Source organism: Streptomyces sp. NPDC048001 (assembly GCF_043203115.1).
Taxonomy (GTDB): domain Bacteria; phylum Actinomycetota; class Actinomycetes; order Streptomycetales; family Streptomycetaceae; genus Streptomyces; species Streptomyces sanyensis.
Map to the genome: position 1 here is coordinate 360,657 of NZ_JBIDBN010000003.1, position 17,977 is coordinate 378,633.

At 76.6% G+C, this 17,977-nt stretch carries 15 protein-coding genes; 11 read left to right on the forward strand and 4 right to left on the reverse strand.

Annotated elements, in window-relative coordinates:
* Window positions 1–5: 5 nt before the first annotated feature.
* Both ACGF15_RS08150 and ACGF15_RS08155 read left to right on the forward strand, forming a co-directional pair.
* Complete coding sequence (locus ACGF15_RS08150) at window positions 6–1,049, forward strand: hypothetical protein (protein ID WP_392797246.1); 1,044 nt, start codon at window positions 6–8, stop codon at window positions 1,047–1,049.
* Window positions 1,049–2,029, forward strand: coding sequence for a serine/threonine-protein kinase (locus tag ACGF15_RS08155; RefSeq protein WP_392797248.1), 981 nt, complete (start codon window positions 1,049–1,051; stop codon window positions 2,027–2,029). Before ACGF15_RS08150 ends, ACGF15_RS08155 begins: the two co-directional genes overlap by 1 nt.
* Before the next feature lie 104 nt (window positions 2,030–2,133).
* On the opposite strand, the gene ACGF15_RS08160 is transcribed toward ACGF15_RS08155, so the two are convergent.
* Window positions 2,134–3,414 (reverse strand): streptophobe family protein, encoded by a 1,281-nt coding sequence (locus tag ACGF15_RS08160; RefSeq protein ID WP_376428577.1) that lies wholly within the window; start codon window positions 3,412–3,414, stop codon window positions 2,134–2,136.
* Window positions 3,415–3,570: 156 nt separating this feature from the next.
* Between ACGF15_RS08160 and ACGF15_RS08165 the strand changes: the two genes are divergently transcribed.
* The 5 genes from ACGF15_RS08165 (at window position 3,571) to ACGF15_RS08185 (ending at window position 8,952) form a co-directional block, all read left to right on the forward strand.
* Complete coding sequence (locus ACGF15_RS08165; RefSeq protein ID WP_392797250.1) at window positions 3,571–4,797, forward strand: DUF6777 domain-containing protein; 1,227 nt, start codon at window positions 3,571–3,573, stop codon at window positions 4,795–4,797.
* 80 nt (window positions 4,798–4,877) lie between these two features.
* Entirely contained in the window at window positions 4,878–5,267 is a 390-nt protein-coding gene (locus ACGF15_RS08170) for a DUF6479 family protein (protein WP_345615637.1), read from the forward strand.
* Between the two features lie 18 nt (window positions 5,268–5,285).
* The gene (locus tag ACGF15_RS08175) at window positions 5,286–5,861 is read left to right on the forward strand and encodes a 2Fe-2S iron-sulfur cluster-binding protein (protein ID WP_345615638.1); all 576 of its coding nucleotides are present in this window, start codon (window positions 5,286–5,288) and stop codon (window positions 5,859–5,861) included.
* Window positions 5,858–6,847, forward strand: coding sequence for a xanthine dehydrogenase family protein subunit M (locus tag ACGF15_RS08180; RefSeq protein WP_345615639.1), 990 nt, complete (start codon window positions 5,858–5,860; stop codon window positions 6,845–6,847). Before ACGF15_RS08175 ends, ACGF15_RS08180 begins: the two co-directional genes overlap by 4 nt.
* A complete protein-coding gene (locus ACGF15_RS08185; protein ID WP_392797253.1) occupies window positions 6,844–8,952 on the forward strand; it encodes a xanthine dehydrogenase family protein molybdopterin-binding subunit in 2,109 nt (702 codons plus the stop codon). The genes ACGF15_RS08180 and ACGF15_RS08185 overlap by 4 nt, the downstream gene beginning before the upstream one ends.
* A gap of 28 nt (window positions 8,953–8,980) precedes the next feature.
* Here ACGF15_RS08185 and ACGF15_RS08190 read toward each other — a convergent pair whose 3' ends face one another.
* A complete protein-coding gene (locus ACGF15_RS08190; RefSeq protein ID WP_392797255.1) occupies window positions 8,981–11,524 on the reverse strand; it encodes a SpoIIE family protein phosphatase in 2,544 nt (847 codons plus the stop codon).
* A 165-nt stretch (window positions 11,525–11,689) separates the two neighbouring features.
* Between ACGF15_RS08190 and ACGF15_RS08195 the strand changes: the two genes are divergently transcribed.
* A complete protein-coding gene (locus tag ACGF15_RS08195) occupies window positions 11,690–12,613 on the forward strand; it encodes a MurR/RpiR family transcriptional regulator (protein WP_256523696.1) in 924 nt (307 codons plus the stop codon).
* 542 nt (window positions 12,614–13,155) lie between these two features.
* Complete coding sequence (locus tag ACGF15_RS08200) at window positions 13,156–13,566, forward strand: hypothetical protein (RefSeq protein WP_345615642.1); 411 nt, start codon at window positions 13,156–13,158, stop codon at window positions 13,564–13,566.
* Between the two features lie 33 nt (window positions 13,567–13,599).
* Here the strand turns inward: ACGF15_RS08200 and opcA are convergent, their stop codons facing one another.
* Both opcA and zwf read right to left on the reverse strand, forming a co-directional pair.
* Complete coding sequence (opcA, locus tag ACGF15_RS08205; RefSeq protein ID WP_362611253.1) at window positions 13,600–14,544, reverse strand: glucose-6-phosphate dehydrogenase assembly protein OpcA; 945 nt, start codon at window positions 14,542–14,544, stop codon at window positions 13,600–13,602.
* Window positions 14,541–16,076, reverse strand: a complete 1,536-nt coding sequence (gene zwf / locus ACGF15_RS08210) for a glucose-6-phosphate dehydrogenase (protein WP_392797258.1) — start codon at window positions 16,074–16,076, stop codon at window positions 14,541–14,543. Before zwf ends, opcA begins: the two co-directional genes overlap by 4 nt.
* Before the next feature lie 272 nt (window positions 16,077–16,348).
* Here zwf and ACGF15_RS08215 point away from each other — a divergent pair, with 272 nt between their 5' ends.
* Together ACGF15_RS08215 and ACGF15_RS08220 are read left to right on the forward strand one after the other, a co-directional pair.
* A complete protein-coding gene (locus tag ACGF15_RS08215) occupies window positions 16,349–17,557 on the forward strand; it encodes a hypothetical protein (RefSeq protein ID WP_392797260.1) in 1,209 nt (402 codons plus the stop codon).
* A 157-nt stretch (window positions 17,558–17,714) separates the two neighbouring features.
* Complete coding sequence (locus tag ACGF15_RS08220; protein WP_345615813.1) at window positions 17,715–17,897, forward strand: hypothetical protein; 183 nt, start codon at window positions 17,715–17,717, stop codon at window positions 17,895–17,897.
* Window positions 17,898–17,977 lie beyond the last annotated feature (80 nt).

The following is a 17,977-nucleotide window of genomic DNA, read 5'->3' on the forward strand; positions in this document are numbered from 1 at the left end:
CGCCTGTGACGAGCTGGGACTTCGCCCCCACCCATGTGGTCCCCGGGTCCGGCCTTCCGGCCTGGGAGAGCCCGGACGTGTCGCGGCCCACCGTCCCGCTCGACCCGCTGCTCCCGGTGCAGTTGCTGGAGCGGCGCGGCGACTGGTCGCGGGTCCTGTGCGCCAACGGCTGGTCGGCCTGGGTGGACGGCAGGCTGCTCGTCACGGTGCCGGCGGAGCCGCCGGCGGCCGAGCGGCCCATGGGCGCGACCGGCGACCCCCGGCCCCTGCTGGCCCGGGTCGAGGACTCGCTCGGGCGCTACCGGCGGGCGGCCGAGGACTTGGCGGGCGGCCGCACCGACGGGGAGGGCTTCCGCCGCCGCACCCGGGGGCTGCGGGTGGGCATGGTGGTCGACGGCGAGTCGGTCTGGCTGTACGACGCCGAGCACGAGCGCTGGGTGCACTGCGACGGGGCCGGGCTGACGACCCTGGCGGCCTCGTCCCCGCCGTCCCTCGGAGGGGTCGCCGAGGCGGGAGCCCCGGACGCGCCCGGGCCCGTCCCCCAGGGCGGCGCTCCGCCCGAGGGGCCCGGCGGAACGCGCCTGGTCGACCCCGACTCCCTGCCGCCCTACGCCGAGCCGCCGCACGCCGAGGAGGAGGCCGCGGACCGGGCCGGGGCCGCGGACGGGGCGGAACCGCTGGCCGCGGGGCCCGGGGAGCCTCCCGCCGCACCGGAGCCCACACGGCTGGTGGCCCCGGTCGGGCAGGGGCCCCCGGCCGGCTCCGGGGGAGAGCCGCGGGAGGCTCCCCGGGCCGCCGAGGCGTCCGCCCCGGCGGACGGCACGGCCGAGGACTCCCCCGCGGCGCCGCCCCCCACCCGCCTCGCCGGGGCCCCCGCGGAGCCCGGCCGCCCCGCGGACTCCCCGCCCCCGGGCCCCGACACCGGCACCGGCACCGGCACCGGCCCGGAGGCCGGGGAGGCCGAGGCCTCTCGGGAGCGCGGAGAGGCCGAGGCGACCCGGGTGGTCCCGGAGCGGGCCGCCTCCCCGCGGACGGGCGGTGAGGGCTGATGCCCGCCGACCGGGAGCTTCCGCAGGGACGGCCCTCGGAGCTGGTGGGCCGCCGGATCGCCGGCTACCGCGTCGAGCGGGAGATCGGCCGCGGCGGCATGGCCGTCGTCTACCGTGCCCGCGACCTGCGGCTGGACCGCACGGTCGCGCTGAAGCTGCTCGCCCCCGAACTCGCCCGCAACGACCTCTTCCGGCAGCGCTTCAGCCACGAGTCGAGGGTGGCCGCGGCCATCGACCACCCCAACATCGTTCCGGTCTTCGAGGCGGGCGAGACGGAGGGCCTGCTCTACATCGCGATGCGCTATGTGCCCGGGCAGGACCTCCGGGTGCTGCTGGACCGGCAGGGGCCGCTGCCGTTCCCCGCCGCGGGCCGGATCGCCGCCCAGATCGCCTCGGCGCTGGACGCCGCCCACGCCCACGAACTGGTGCACCGCGATGTGAAGCCGGGCAACGTGCTGGTGGCCGAGGGCACCGACAGCGACCACCCCGAGCACGTGTACCTGACGGACTTCGGCCTGACGAAGAAGTCGCTGTCGCTGACCGGCTTCACCACCGCGGGCCAGTTCGTGGGGACCCTGGACTACGTGGCGCCCGAGCAGATCTCGGGCCGCCCGGTCGACGGGCGCTGCGACGTCTACAGTCTCGGCTGCGTGGTCTTCGAGACCCTGACGGGCGCTCCGCCGTTCCGCCGCGAGGACGACATGGCGCTGCTCTGGGCGCACCAGTACGATCCCGCCCCTCCGCTGACGGAGCAGCGGCCCGACCTGCCGGAGGCCGTGGACGAGGTGTTCCGCACGGCGCTGGCCAAGACGCCGGAGGACCGCTTCGCCAGCTGCGCCCAGTTCGTGGCGGCCCTGCGCACGGCGGCCGCCCCCGCCCGCCGGACCCCGACGCAGGTGGCGGGGGCCGGCCCCCAGGCCCCGCCCGGTCCGCCCGAGCCGCCCGGGTGGGCCCGGCCGGTGTTCCGCCGCGCCGAATGAGCCCGGCGTCGCGCCGGACGAGCCGGGCCGCGGCCCCGGGCGGCAGCGCCGTCCGGGGGCCGACCGCGGCGCACGCCGCCGGGACCCGCACACACGGGGCCCGTTCAGGGCGGCGGAGGGACCTCGCCGTGGTGGCGGAACCGGGTGGCGAGCAGACCGCCGGCGAAGCCCGCGACGAGCCCCCACCCCGCACCGAGCGCCACCCCCGGCCACAGCCGGGGCTGCAGGGACACCTCGCCCCCGAGATCGCCCCCGAGATCGCCGATGCCGAGGAGCGACAGACCGTAGTGGGCGGAGACGCGGGCGAGCAGCGAGACGCACAGGACCGTGACCGCGAGGGCGACGGCCAGGTGCAGGGCGTGCTGCCAGGGGCGGACGCGGGCGGGTGAGCGGACCGCGGCCAGGAAGCCGGCCGCGAGCACCAGGACGGCGGCGCCCACCAGCAGCCACCACGCCCGGCCGTCGCGCTCGGTCAGCGTCCCCAGGTCCAGGGTGGCGAGGTCGCCCGTGCGCAGCACCTCGTCCAGCAGCTGCGGCATCGGCAGTCCGAACGGGCCCTCCACCGTGCCTTCCCAGGACCCGCCGAGGCCGATCGTCAGCGCCAGCCACATCAGGTTCGGCAGGCCCAGCAGGAGCACGGCGAAGGTCTCGGCCGGATGGCCGCGGGTGGCCGCGACGACCAGTCCGATGACCACGCCGACGGCGACGGCGGCCAGCAGCAGCGCGACCATGGCGTAGGCCGTGGGGCGCACGGCCTCCTGGTAGCGCAGCAGCCGCGCGGGGAGCGGGGCCCCGCGGGAGACCATCAGCGCGAGGACGGCCACCCCCGCGAGCCACAGCAGGCCGATGACCAGGGTCTGGGGCACCTCGGTGGCGAAGCCCACCCGGGGCTCCACCCCGAAGAGGTCGCCGATCAGGCCGCCCGTGGGGTCCTCGAAGGCGAAGGAGAAGGTGTGCCGCGCCAGCGCCCCGAGGCCGGCCAGCCCCAGCAGCCAGAGCACGGCGATCCGAAGGGCCCAGCCGGCCAGCTCGGGGGCGCCGGCCACGGCGCGGTGGCGCAGCGGCCGGAGGAAGGCCGCCCCCACGACCAGGGCTCCGACCACGGTGACCGACAGGGGCAGCGCGGTCAGCGCGGCGTCCGACTCGGCGAGGGCCCCGGCGTCCCCGGTGATCTCCACGGAGCCGCCGACGGCGAGGACCACCACGGCCGCGAGCACCTTCGGGAACGCCCCCTCGGGGAGGTCCCCCGCCCCGGCGGCCCACAGGCCGAGGGCTGCGGTCGCGCCCATGGCGAGGAAGCCGGCGAGGACGGTGAGCAGTGCCTGGGGCCAGCCGTGGGCGCGGGGCGCCCCCGCTGCGGGGGGCGTCGGGGAGTGCGGGCTCACACGGCCACGCTAGCCAGGCTCGGCACGGCGCGCGCCCCGAGCGTGGCGACCGCGTCGGCTTGCGGGGCCCTGGGACCCGGGGCACACAATGGCCAGTGGGGGGAGTCCGGTGGACGGTGCACCGCGTCCGCCCCGCCGCTCTGGGAAGAAGTGCCCATGAGTTCCGAAACTCCGTCGTCCGGCCGTCCCACGGGGCCGCCCTCGGGTCCGCTCTCCGGGCCCTCCCAGCCCGGCGCACCGCCGCCGGGCCCGCCGTCCGGCGGGTCCGGGGCCGGGTCCGGGGCCGGGGCCGGGTCCGGGGCCGGGGCCGGGTCCGCCGGCGGGGCCGGTGGCCCGTCCGGCGGGGCCGGTGGCGGCACGGGCGGACCGGGGCCGGGGCGGCCGTGGTGGCGTTCGGCTCCGCGGATCGCCGTGCTGGCGTGCGTGGTGGTGGCCGCCGTGGTGCTGGCGGTCGTGCTGACCCGGCCCGGCGGCGGAGGCGACGGCGAGAGCGAGGTCTTCCTCCAGGCCGCTTCCACCAGCGGCCCGGACCCCTTCACCGAGTCGACCGCCGAGGACGCCTCCCCCGAGCCGGCGGCCTCCCCCGGTGGGGCGGACCCCTCGGCCTCGGGCGGGACGCGCGCGGTGCGCGGTTCGGCGCCGGGGCTGTACGGCGGCACCCGGGACGTCGCCAGCTGCGACGTGGAACGGCAGATCACCGCGCTGACCGGGGACGCGGCCAAGAACCGGGCGTTCGCCGACGCCCAGGACATCGCACCGGACACGGTGCCGCAGTACCTGCGCTCGCTGACCCCCGTGCAGCTGCGGATGGACACCCGGGTCACCAACCACGGCTACCGGGACGGCGCGGCCACCCCCTACCAGGCCGTGCTCCAGTCGGGCACCGCGGTGCTGGTGGACGACCGGGGCGTACCGCGGGTGCGCTGCGCCTGCGGCAACCCGCTGGCCCCGCCGGTCGCCCAGGACAGCGCCCCGAAGCCGGTCGGCACGGCCTGGCCGGGCTACCGCGCCTCGCAGGTGGTGGTCGTGGAGCCGTCGGTGACCGTGGTCAACGTCTTCGTGCTGTACGACGCCGAGACGGACGGGTGGATCGCGCGCCCGGCGGGTGACACCGGCGGGACGGACGAGCCGACCGCGCCGCCCGAGGAGGGCGTCTCGCCCTCCCCCTCGGACGGCACCTCCCCGCCCGCCTCGGAGTCGCCGGGTACCGGGGAGCCCTCCTCGGAGCCCCCGGCGCAGGAGTCGCCCTCCGGGGAGCCCCCGGCCGAGGAGCCCCCGTCCGAAGCCCCGCCGCCGGAGCCGCCCGCGGAGGAGTCGCCCCAGGCCCCGGACCAGTCCGCACCGGCTCCCGACGCACCCCGGGAGCCGGCCTCCCCGGCCTGAGGGCCGGGGCGCGGATCCCCCGTTGGGACGACCATGTCCACAGCGGCAGAAATCACCAGTGAAGTGGGTAACCGGTACATATGACCGCATTCCTCACGTCCCGCCAGCACACCGCCGCCGACCTGGCCGCCGACGGCGCCCCGGCCGTCATCGTCTTCCTCCTCATCGTGGTCGGGCTGCTCGTCCTGCTCGTGTACGTCGTCTGGCAGGTCGGGGCACGCCGCCGCAGGGACACCGCACCCACCCGCGAGGAGCTGCCCACCCCGCCCGAGCACCAGTCCCATGTGGAGTCGCGCTTCGAGCCGGACGAGGTGGACGGCACCCAGGGCCACGTGGTCCCCGGCCGCCTGACGCCGCACGAGCTCCACGGGTACGGCAACATGGGCGGCCGCCCCTCGGCCGAGGAGCCGCCCGCACCGCCCCGCGAACCCGGCGACGACCGGGGTGCGCGCGGCGGCAGCGGCGCCTGAGGCGGGACGGGAGGCGCCATGGAGCCCACCGCCGGATCCGGCGACCCGGCAGACGCGGCCGGGGCGACCGCCTCCGTGGTCACCCTCCACGTGAACGGGGTGGCCCGCACCCTCGCCGTGGACCACCGCACCACCCTGCTGGACGCACTGCGGGAGCGGCTGTCGGTCACCGGCCCGAAGAAGGGCTGCGACCACGGCCAGTGCGGTGCCTGCACGGTGCTCGTGGACGGCCGGCGGATGCTCGCGTGCCTGCTCCCGGCGGTGGCCTGGGACGGTGCGCGGGTGGTGACCGCGGAGGGGCTCGCAAAGGACGGCCGGCTCCACCCCGTACAGGCCGCCTTCGTGGCGCGGGACGCCCTCCAGTGCGGGTACTGCACCCCCGGGCAGGTCTGCTCGGCCGTCGGGGTGCTCGCCGAGGCGGCCGAGGGACACCCCTCCCTCGTCACGCCGGCCGGACCGGCGCGCACCGGGGGCGGGCCGCCGCCCCCGGTGCGGCTGACGCCCGAGGAGATCCGGGAGCGCATGAGCGGGAACCTGTGCCGCTGCGGGGCGTACGCGCAGATCGCGGCCGCCGTCGGGGACGTGGCCCCGTGAGGCCCCACGGGTACGTGCGCGCCCGCAGCGTCGCCGACGCCCTCGCCGCCCACGCCGCGCACCCCGGGGCCCGGTACCTCGCGGGGGGCACCAACCTGGTGGACCTGATGAAGCTCGGCGTCGTGCGGCCCACGGTCCTGATCGACGTGCGCCGCCTGCCGCTGGACCGGGTCGAGGAGACGGCGGGCGGAGGGCTGCTCGTGGGCGCCACGGTCCGCAACAGCGACCTGGCCGCCCACCCGCTGGTGCGCTCGCGCTACCCCGCCCTGTCGCAGGCGCTGCTCTCCGGGGCCTCCGGTCAGCTGCGCAACGCCGCGACGACCGCGGGCAACCTGCTCCAGCGCACCCGCTGCGGCTACTTCCAGGACGTGTCCAAGCCCTGCAACAAGCGCGAGCCGGGCAGCGGCTGCCCCGCCGTGGAGGGCTCCCACCGGGAACTCGCCGTACTCGGCCACTCCCCCCACTGCGTGGCCACCCACCCCTCGGACATGGCGGTGGCGCTGACCGCGCTCGACGCGAGCGTGCACCTGCGGGGCGTCTCGGGGACGCGGACGCTGCCGGTGCCGGAGTTCCACCGGCTGCCCGGCGACCGGCCGGAGCTGGACACCCGGCTGCACCCGGGCGAACTGGTCGTCGGGGTGGAGCTGCCGCCCGTGCCCCCCGGGGCGCGCTGCGCCTACCGCAAGGTCCGCGACCGCGCCTCCTACGCCTTCGCCCTGGTCTCGGTCGCCGCCCGGCTGGCCGTGGAGAACGGCCGGATCGTCCATGCGGCGCTCGCCTTCGGCGGTCTGGCGCACCGGCCCTGGCGGGCCTGGACGGCCGAGGAGCGCCTGGTGGGCGCCCCGGCGACCGCCGCGTCCTTCGCCCGGGCCGCCGAGGCCGAGCTGGAGGCCGCGGAGCCGCTGCGGGACAACGCCTTCAAGGTGCGGCTCGCCGGGGACCTCGCGGTGCAGGTGCTCGGCACCCTGGCCGGGGAGGGGGCGTGACGGGGGCCGGGCGGGCAGCCGGCGGCCCGGAGCGCCGCGAGGCCCGGGAGAAGGTCGCCGGCCGGGCCCGGTACGCGGCCGAGTACCGGCCCGAGGGCCGCCTCCACGGACGGCCCGTCCCGGCGGTGGTGGCCCGCGGCAGGATCGCCTCCGTCGACGTCTCGCGGGCCCTGGCGGTGCGGGGGGTCGTCGCCGTCCTCACCCACGAGAACGCGCCGCGCCTGGCCGCCCCGCAGGACCCCACCCTGGCGGTGCTCCGGGACGACCGGGTCCCGCACCGCGGCTGGTACGTGGCGCTGGTGGTCGCCGAGACGCCGGAGGACGCGCGGGAGGGCGCGGCGGCCGTGGAGGTCGTCTACGAGACCGAGGAGCACGACGTCGTGCTCCGGCCCGACCACCCGGGCCTCTACACGCCCGAGGAGGCCTACGGCGGGTACCCGGCGGTGCGCGAGCGCGGGGACCCCGGCGCGGCCCTCGCCGCGGCGCCGGTGCTGGTGGAGGCGGACTACCGGCTGGGCGCGCTGCACAACCACCCCATGGAGCCCCATGCCGCGACGGCCGAGTGGCGCGACGGCGGGCTGACGCTCCACGACTCCACCCAGGGCGGCAACGCGGTGCGCGAGGTGCTGGCCGGGATGTTCGGCGTCCACCGGCGGCAGGTGACGGTGGTCGCCGAGCACGTGGGCGGCGGCTTCGGATCGAAGGGCACGGCGCGGCCCCATGCCGTGCTGGCGGCCATGGCGGCCCTGCACACCGGGCGCCCGGTGACGGTGGCCCTGCCCCGGCGGGACCTGGCGGCCGTGGTGGGACACCGGGCGCCGACGCTGCACCGGGTCAGACTCGGGGCGGGCCCCGACGGGGTGCTCACCGCGGTGGAGCACGAGGTGGTCACCCGCACCTCGCGGGTGCGGGAGTTCGTCGAGCAGGCCGCCGTCCCCGCCCGTGTCATGTACGGCTGCGCGCACAGCCGCACCGCGCACCGCGTCGTGGCCCTGGACGTGCCGACCCCGTCGTGGATGCGCGCACCCGGGGAGGCGCCGGGCATGTACGCCCTGGAGTCCGCGATGGACGAGCTGGCGTCGGCGACCGGGGTGGACCCGGTGGAGCTGCGGTTGCGCAACGACACCGACCGCGAGCCCGACAGCGGGCGGCCCTTCAGCAGCCGGGGGCTGGCCGCCTGCCTGCGCGAGGGGGCGCGGCGCTTCGGCTGGGAGGGGCGCGACCCGCAGCCCGGTGTCCGCCGTGCGGGCGGGGTGCTCACCGGGACGGGTGTGGCCTCGGCGACCTACCCGGTGCTGGCGGCCCCCTCCCGGGCGAGCGCCCGGGCCGAGCCGGACGGCGGATTCCGGGTCGCCGTCAACGCGACCGACATCGGGACGGGGGCGCGCACGGTGCTGGCGCAGATCGCGGCCGAGGCGCTGGGGGTGCCGCCGGAGTCGGTGCGCATGGAGATCGGCAGCACCGCGCTGCCCGCCGCGCCCCTCGCGGGGGGCAGCGCGGGGACGGCGTCCTGGGGCTGGGCGGTGCACCGGGCCTGCACCCGGCTGGCGGAGCGCCTCGCGGGCGCGGGCGGCCGGGTTCCGCCGGAGGGCATGGCCGTGGACGCGGACACCCGGGGGGAGGCGGACGCGGAGGTCCCCTGGGCCCGGCACGCCTTCGGTGCCGTGTTCGCCGAGGTACGGGCCGACGCCGTCACGGGCGAGGTGCGGCTGGCCCGGCTGCTGGGGGTGTTCGCGGCCGGCCGGATCCTCAACGCCCGCACCGCACGCGCCCAGTTCACCGGCGGGATGGTCATGGGCGCGGGCATGGCGCTGACCGAGCACAGCTCCATCGACGTGCGCTTCGGGGACTTCACCGAACGCGACCTGGCCGCCTACCACGTCCCGGTCAGCGCGGACGTGCCGGACGTGCGGGCGTACTGGATCGAGGAGGAGGACCCGCACCTGAACCCGATGGGGTCCAAGGGGATCGGCGAGATCGGGATCACGGGCGCCCCGGCGGCGATCGGCAACGCGCTCCACCACGCCCTGGGGGCCCGCCTGCGGGAGCCTCCGTTCACCCCGGACAAGGTCCTGGCGGTGCTCCGCCGCACGCCGCCCGGCTGAGTCCCGGCGGCCGCCCCGGAGCGGGCGTTCAGGGGGTGCCCGCGGCCTCCCCGTTCCCCCCGGCCCCCGGCGGGTGGACCCAGCGGGAGGCGAGGAGCAGGGCGATGTCGTCGGGCCGGTCGGCGTGCTGGCGGGCCTCGTTGATGAGGTGGTCGGCGGTGTCCGGGAGCGGTGCGCCGCCCTGTTCGGCCAGGGTGCGGCGCAAACGCTCGATCCCGATGTCGATGTCGATGCCGGGCTGCTCGACGAGCCCGTCGGTGAACAGGGCGAGGACGGCCCCGGGTTCGAGGTGGAGCGGGGCGACCGGGTAGGAGGCGTCGGCGTCGATGCCGAGCACGACCCCGCCCGGGAGGTCGAGCACCTCGGTCCGCCCGTCGGGGCTGCGCAGCAGCGGCTGGAGGTGCCCGGCGCGGACGGCCTGGGCACGTCCGGTCTCCGGGTCCAGCATGACGTAGCAGCAGCTGGCGAACTGCCCGGGGTCGAGGTCGATCAGCAGCCGGTTGGTGCCGGTCATCACCTCCTCGGGGCTGTGCCCGCTCACCGCCAGGGCCCGGACCGCGCTGCGCAGCTGACCCATCGTGGCGGCGGCCGACACGCCGTGCCCCTGCACGTCCCCGATGGCGATGGCCAGGCCGCTGCCCGTCTCGACCACGTCGTACCAGTCGCCGCCGACGTCCATGCCCTGGGTGCCGGGCAGATAGCGGGCCACGGTCTCCAGCCGGTCCACGACGGGGAGGCGGTGCGGCAGGAGCCCGTCCTGGAGTCCGCGGGCCAGGGCGGCCTCGGAGTCGTAGCGCCGGGCGCGCTCCAGCGCCTGGGCGATGAGACCGGCGAGCGCGGTGAGCACGGTGCGCTCCTCCGGGCTGAAGCCGCGGGGCTGGTCGAAGCCGAGGATGCACGAGCCGACGGGGCGCCCGGAGGCGATCAGCGGCAGGAAGGCCCGCGCCCCGACATGGGCGTCCAGCGGGATGCCGGGGTAGGCGCGGGCGAGGTGCTGCATGGACTCGAAGAACAGCGGGCGGCCGGTGGTCAGGGTCTCCACCCCGGGGAGCTTGGCGTCCAGTCCTACGCCGTCGAAGCGGTTGAGGAAGCCGCGGGGGAAGCCCGTCTCCCACGACAGGTGCAGATGGCGTTCGCTGAGCAGGTAGATGGCGAGCTGGCGGCCGCCGAACGCGGGGAGCAGTTCCTCGGTGACGACGGCGGACACCTGGCGGGCCGTCACGGCCTCGGTGAGGGCGATGGCCAGGGCCACCGGCCGGTAGAGGGCGACGGCCCGGTCGGCGGGCGATCCGACCCCGGTGCCGGGGGCGACGACGGACCCGGGTGCGTAGGCGGGCCGGTCGCCGGGGCTGAGGGTGACGGTCAGCCCGTCGTAGCCGGAGAACAGGGAGACCGACAGCCAGCCCTCCTGCCGGGGGACCAGGAAGTGCACCGGGTCCGGGGACAGGAGCGCCGAGCGGTAGTGGTCCTCGTAGGCGACCTGCCCCAGCCAGGGGACCGCCTCCCACAGGACCCTCCCGATGAGCTCGGAGCGCGGCTTGCCGAGCAGCGTCTCGGCGTTCCGGTTGGCGTAGCCGACCCGGCCCAGGCGGTCCACCGAGCACACCCCGTGGGGCAGCCGGTCGGCGGACTCCGCCACCACCGGCCCCGCCCCGAGGTCGACCAGGAACCCCGTCAGATGGGGCCGGGAGACTCCCCCCTCCGGTCCGGCCCGCTGCCCGGAGATCTCCACCAGGTGCGGGCGGCCGTCGGACGCCTGGAGCCGCAGCCGCCGGGTGACGGGGTGGTCGGAGGAGGCCGCCTGGCCCGCCACGGACCACAGCCCGTAGGCGTCCTCGGGCTCGATACGGGCGGCGAGCTCCTCCACGGTGACGGGGAGCCGCTCGCGGCGGGTGCCGAGGATCGCGCACCAGCCGTCGTCGCCGGAGACGGTTCCGGCCTCCAGGTCCCAGTCGAAGGAGCCGAACCTGACCGGCGGCGCGGACACCGACGGGAGGGTGACCGCCAGCGGGTCGCCGTTCCACTCGATGCGGCCCTCCTCGGTGGGCATCGCGGCCAGCGCGGCGCCGAGCCGGGCGGCGACGGCCGCGATCCTGCGGCGGTCGGCCTCGTCGACCGGCTGCCCGGGTGTGGCCGGCCGGAGCACGCCGATGATCCCGAAGGTCTCGCGGCCGTGGCGGACGGGCACGTACAGCGAGCCGAAGGGGAAGGGCAGCCCGGCCATGAGCTGCGGGTAGCGGCGCATGGCCTCCTCGGCGTCGCCCAGGTAGACGGGCTGGCCGGTGCGGTAGGCCTCCGAGTGGGGAAAGGGCCGGTTGACGTGCATCCGCCACCAGTGGCGGAACATGTCGGAGGGCAGGCCGGCGATGACGGCGAGCAGGAGCAGCTGCGGCTCGCGGCTGCGCATGTACAGGCCCCCGGCGAACCCCCCCACGGCCTCGACGGCCTCGGCCTCCGCCTGGGCGAGGACCATCCCCAGACCGTTCGGCAACGGGCCGTGCGCAGGCGGCGCCGCGGCTTCGGGCCGCTCGGCGTCGGGGTGCGGGCGTCGGCCAGCGCCGTACCGGGTCATCTTGTCAGCATGCTCCCGTGCCCCGGTGCTCCGCATCTTCGTGATCTCGGCCCCCGGCCCCCGTGCGCGGGCCGGGGGCCGGGCACCGGAGGCCGGGCGGCCGCTCCGGATACGGGGGTGTTTGAGCTAGATTTGAGCACGGTCCGCACGACGAGGAGACATCAGGTGGCATCAGGGCAGCAGGCACGCGCTCAGGCCGCCGCGATCACGCGCGGCCGCCAGGAGCCCTTCGGCGACCCGGCTCCGGCCGACCGGGTGAGGGCGCTCTTCGGCAGTCGCCGCCTGTCCCCGGGGCAGCGCAGGATCGCCACGTACATCATCGACCACCTGACCGAGGCGGCGTTCCTGTCGATCACGGACCTGGCGGAGCGGGTGGGTGTCAGCCAGCCGTCGGTGACGCGGTTCGCCACCTCGCTCGGCTACAGCGGCTTCCCGGCCCTGAGGGAGGCGCTGCAGCCGATCGCGCTCAGCGCGGTCGCCGGAGCCCAGGAGACCCGGGAGCAGATCCGCCGCAACGAGCTCCAGGCGGCCGTCGACGCGGAGATCGAGAACCTGGAGAGCCTGCGCCGCGTGTTCGCCGACACCGACAAGGTCCTCGACGTGGGCCGGGAGCTCGCCCGCTCGGTCCCGCTGACGGTGGTGGGGCTGCGGATCTCGGTGTCGCTCGCCGAGTACTTCGCCTACGCCGCCCGCCGTATCCACCCCGACGTGCGGCTGGTGACCCGCGGCGGGTCCGTCGCCTACGACGCGCTCCTGCAGTCGCGGGAGGCGGGAGGCAGCTGGGTGCTGGCCTACGCGATGCCGCGGCACGCCAACGAGACGCTGGCGGCCCTGCGGGCGGCCCGCAGCACCGGTCTGCGGGTCGCGCTGATCACCGACCTGACGCTGGGGCCGCTGGTCGAGGAGGCGGACGTGGCGCTGTCGGCGGGGACCGGCTCACGGCTGGTGTTCGACTCGTACTCGGCCCCCGGGGTGCTGTCGGCGGCCGTGCTGCAGGCGATGGCGGACGCGGACCCGGAGCGGACGCAGTCGCGTCTGGAAGGGTACGAGCAGGTCGCCGACCAGCACGACTTCTTCATCGCGGACTGATTCCCGCCCCCGTGTCCTGCCGCGCGGACCGCTGCGCGCCCGCTGCGGCGGGGCCCGGCCCGGGTCCCGGCCGCTCCGGGAGGGCGGCCGGGACGGACGGCCCGGGTCTGCGGACGCGGTGAACCGAGGCGCGGGCAGCCGGGGCCGCCGGGCCCCGCGCCCGGGGTCCGCGGGGCCCACGGTGACACCCGCGAGGACCGGCGGCCCAGGGCTCCGGGCGGCAGTGATCTTCCCGTGTTTCCCGCCGGTTACCGGGGCATTTCCACCGTTCGACCTGCATGAAATTTTTCATGCGCTTGCTTACTCGACGGTATATATATTTACTACTCCTGGCAGCCGGTCCTCCCGCCCCTCAGCGCGGAGGGGCCGCGCTCCCCAGAACACACGGGGTCGGCGCTCCCTCCTCGCGTCCGCCTCCGGTGTTCCACCCGGGCAACTCCGTCGTACCACGGATTGTCCCTTGGCGGTCCCGGTCAACCCCTGGGCCGGGGCCGCCGCAAGCCTCCTCACCGGAGTACCCCGCACCACCGGAAGCGACGACGATGCACCCGATCCACTCTGCCGTCGGCCCCGACTGGCCCTGCCAGGTGAAGTCGCCCGGCACGCACGACTGGGAGCGCACGGCCGCCCGGTGGCTGCGGGACCTGCTGCCGGCGAGGTACGCCGCCTACTCCCCGCTGACCCGCCACCATCTGATCCTCGCCCGCCACGCCCGCATCCAGCTGGAGCACGAGATCCGGGCCGTGCGGGTGGCCCTGCAGACCTGCCGGGCGGAACTTCCCCCGCTGGGCGTCGCCGAGGCGGTCATCGAGAACACCATCCGCATGTACGCCGCCGAGCTGGAGCAGCTCGGGCGCCTGGCGCGCAGCGTCCGCCTGGTCACCGAGGCCCTCCTCGCGGAGGCGGGGCCGAGCGTGCCGCGCCGGCGGGCGCCCGCGCAGCGGGCCTCCTGACGGCGGAGCCCCGCCGCCCCCGGGCCGACCGGGTCAGGCCGCGCCCTCCGGCGCCGCGGGCGGCGCCACCACCTCGGCGTGCAGCGCGGCCCGGTAGGCCTCGTCCGGATCGAGCCGGCGCAGCTCCTCCGCGATCAGTTCGGCGGTGGTGCGCACCTTCAGCGCCAGCACCCGGTCGGGCTGACCGGGGATGGCCAGCCGGGCCACCGGGCCCTCGGGGCGGTCGATGTGGATCTCCCCTTCGGCGGTCCGCAGCCGCACCGCGGTCACCACGGGCCCGGCCGTGACGACCTGCTCGACGGGCACCCGCAGACGGGCGGCGAACCAGCGGGCGAGGAGTTCGGCGCTGGGGTTCTCGGCCTCGCTCTCCACGACGGCCGACAGCACCTGGACGCGGGCCTGGTCGAGCGCCGCGGCCAGCATCGAGCGCCAGGGCGTGAGGCGGGTCCAGGCGAGGTCGGTGTCCCCCGGCTCGTACCCTTCGGCGCGGGCCGCGAGTTCACGCAGCGGGTCCTCCACCGCGTAGGCGTCGGTGATGCGCCGCTGGGCCAGGGCGCCGAGGGCGTCCTTCGCCGGGACCGCGGGGGCGTCGACCGGCCACCAGACCACCACGGGGGCGTCCGGCAGCAGCAGGGGCAGGACCACGGAGTCCGCCCGGTCGACGAGTTCGCCGTGCAGCCGCAGCAGGACGGTCTCCCCCGCGCCCGCGTCGCCGCCGAGGCGGACCTCCGCGTCGAGCCGGGCGTCGTGCCGGTCGCGGGGCGAGCGGGAGACGCGCTTGATGACCACCAGGGTGCGCGAGGGGTGCTCGCGGGAGGCGTCGCCCGCGGCCCTGATGGCGTCGTAGGCGTTCTCCTCGTCGGTGACGATGACGAGGGTGAGGACCATGCCGACGGCCGGGGTGCCGATCGCCCGGCGCCCCCGTACCAGCGCCTTGTTGATCTTTCCGGCCGTGGTGTCCGTGAGGTCGATCTTCATGGCCTGCGCCAGCTCCGTCCGTCGCGTGCGAGCATCTCGTCGGCCTCCACCGGCCCCCAGGTACCGGCAGCGTACTGCGCGGGGCGCCCGTGCCGGGCCCAGAACTCCTCGACGGGGTCGAGGATCTTCCAGGACTGCTCGACCTCCTCGGTGCGCGGGAAGAGGTTGGAGTCGCCGAGCAGGACGTCCAGGATGAGGCGTTCGTAGGCCTCCGGGCTGGACTCGGTGAAGGACTCGCCGTAGGCGAAGTCCATCGACACGTCCCGTACCTCCATGGAGGTGCCCGGCACCTTGGAGCCGAAGCGCAGGGTGACGCCCTCGTCCGGCTGGACGCGGATGACCAGGGCGTTCCGGCCCAGTTCCTCGGTCGCGGTGGAGTCGAACGGCGAGTGCGGGGCGCGCTGGAAGACCACCGCGATCTCCGTCACCCGGCGCCCGAGGCGCTTGCCGGTGCGCAGGTAGAACGGGACCCCGGCCCACCGGCGGTTGTCGATCCCCAGTTTGACCGCGGCATAGGTGCCGGTCGTCGACCCGGCTGCGATGCCCTCCTCCTGGAGGTAGCCGACGGCCTTCTCCCCGCCCTGCCACCCGGCGGTGTACTGGGCCCGCACGGTGCTCGCCGCCAGGTCCCGGGGGAGCTTCACGGCACCGAGGACCTTGGTCTTCTCCGCGGCCAGTGCGTCGGCGTCGAAGGAGGCGGGCTCCTCCATCGCGGTGAGGGCGAGGAGCTGGAGCAGGTGGTTCTGGATGACGTCCCGGGCCGCGCCGATGCCGTCGTAGTAGCCCGCCCGGCCGCCGATGCCGATGTCCTCGGCCATCGTGATCTGCACATGGTCGACGTAGGACCGGTTCCAGACCGGCTCGAAGAGGGTGTTGGCGAAGCGCAGCGCCAGGATGTTCTGGACGGTCTCCTTGCCGAGGTAGTGGTCGATCCGGAAGACCTCGTCCGAGAGGAAGACCTCGTGCACCACCCGGCCCAGCTGCTGCGCGGACCCCAGGTCGTGCCCGAAGGGCTTCTCGATGACCGCACGGCGCCAGGAACCCGCGGGCGGGTCGGCCAGCCCGTGCTTCCTGAGCTGCCGGACGACCTCGGGGAAGAACTTCGGCGGCACCGACAGGTAGAAGGCGAAGTTGCCGCCGGTGCCCTGCGCGGCGTCCAACTGCGCCACGGTCGTGCGCAGTCGCTCGAAGGCGGCGTCGTCGTCGAAGGTGCCCTGCACGAAGCGCATCCCCTGGATGAGCTGGTGCCAGACCTCCTCGCGGAAGGGGGTGCGCGCGTGCTCCTCGACCGCGTCGTGGACCTCCCGGGCGAAGTCCTCGTCCTGCCACTCGCGGCGGGCGAAACCGACCAGGGAGAAGCCCGGCGGCAGCAGACCCCGGTTGGCGAGGTCGTAGACCGCGGGCATCAGCTTCTTACGGGACAGGTCGCCCGTGACGCCGAAGATGACCAGGCCCGACGGCCCCGCGATCCGCGGCAGTCTCCGGTCGAGCGCGTCCCGCAGGGGGTTGGCCCGGTCGCTGTCGTCCGGCATGGGGTCAGCCCTCCTGCAGCGAGCGGATGGGAACGGCCACGCACCGAGCATCGCACCCCCGGCCGCGCGCGGCCGTTCGAGCCTCCCGCCGGGGCGGCGGCGGAGGGCTCCGGGCCGCCGCCCGCGCGGTAACCCGGTCGGCGCAGCGGCCGGGTTCCCGGATGGCGCAACGCGATCGCGTACGCACTAGTAGGAGTCAAGTGCGCACGCGAAGGCGCGCACAGCCGAAACACGGTGGACGCCTCGCGGCGTCCGCGAACGGAGCCCGCGACATGACCCGCGACCCCTTCAGTACAGACACCGCCGACGACCACATACCCCCGACCGGCCCCACGGCGACCGCGGCGGACGCCGCGGCGACCGTCCGCTCCGCCGCGCCCTCCGCCTCCCTTCCCGACGGCCGCACCGGGGCCGCCGACCCCGACGGGGAGACGCGGCACCGCTCCGGCGCCCTCGCCGTCGCGCCCTGCGAGGCGGACGGCTCGGACTCCGCAGCGGCGCCGGACCCGTTCCCCGACCCCGCGGGCGGCGGCGACACCGCCGGCGGACGGGCCGCGGAACCCCCGGAAGGCGCGGAGGGTGCCGCGCAGGACGTCGCGCCCCCGGAGGAGGGTCCCGAGGACGAGCCGATCCGCACCGTGCTGTGGACGGCCGCCACGGAGCGCCCGCTCGACGAGGTCGCGGCCCTGGTCGCCCGCCTCCAGCGGACGGGGGAGGTCTCCAGCCCGGCGGACGTCGCCCTGAGGGCCGCCGCCGTCTCCCGTCCCGTGGACGAGGTGCGGCAGCTGGTCGCCCTGCTGAAGGAGTCCGGACACGACCTCCGCCAGGCCGACACGGCGCTGCGCGCCGCCGCCGTCGGACGTCCCGTGGACGACGTCGTCCGTCTGGTGAGCATCCTCGGCACCGACGGCACCGACGGCACCGACGGAGGCGACCGGCCGGACGGGGCGGCGGGCGGCGCGGCGGGCGGACGGCGCGCGCGGCCCTCGCGCGCGGAGCGGGCCCGGCAGAAGGCGGCGGCCACCTGGTCGCGCTCCGTGCTGGACACCGCGCTCGCCTCGGGGCCCCGCGGCCAGACGGTCTCCCCCGCGCTGCGCTCCGCGCTGCGCTGGCCGGCGGCGCTGACCCTGTTCGTCTGCGGGGCCATCCACCTGCCGACGGACCTCGCGGCGCTCCGCTCCGGCGGCTACGCCGAGATCCTGTCCCTCGCCGTCCTGGCCCTGTGCACGGTGTGCGCCGTGTGGCTGGCGGTGCGCGACACGTTCGTGGTGTGGGCGGCCTCCGCCGGACTGGCCGTGGGCGTCGTCGCCCTCCACGCGCTCGCCGGGGCGGGCGCGGTCGGCCTGCTCGACAGCGGTCTCGGCTCCGCGGTCACCTGGGCCGAGGCGGCCGCCGTGCTCGGTGCGGCGGCGACGGTCGGTCTCGCCTGCACGGCCATGGTGCGCTCGCGCGGGCGGTCCGGCGGGACCGCCGGCGCCTGAGCTCCGGTGCCCGGGCGGGCGGCGGCCGCCCGGGCACCGGGCCGTTCCGCCCCCGCGGTGCACCAGGGGGCGGCGGACGCCCCGGAAGGCCCTTGTGTTGCGGCGGCGCTGCGGGGTACGGGTCCGGAAAGGCACGAATGTACCGAGGAGGTGCTCCATGGAACACGGCAGCAACCGGGTGAGCCCGCACAAGGACGACGCGATGAAGCACGAGGTGGAGGGATACCTGCGCGCCCGGCAGCAGCACACGCGCCCGGAGCAGGCGGGGGACCCCGAGCCCGGGGCCGACGACGCCGTCCCCGAGGGGCCGGGCGCCCGGCGGTCCCGTTCCGGCGGGTGACCGTCCCGGTCGCCGCGGTGCCGCGCGCCGAGGGGCGCGCGGCACCGCCGTCCGTGCGGGGGCCGGGGGCACCGCGAACA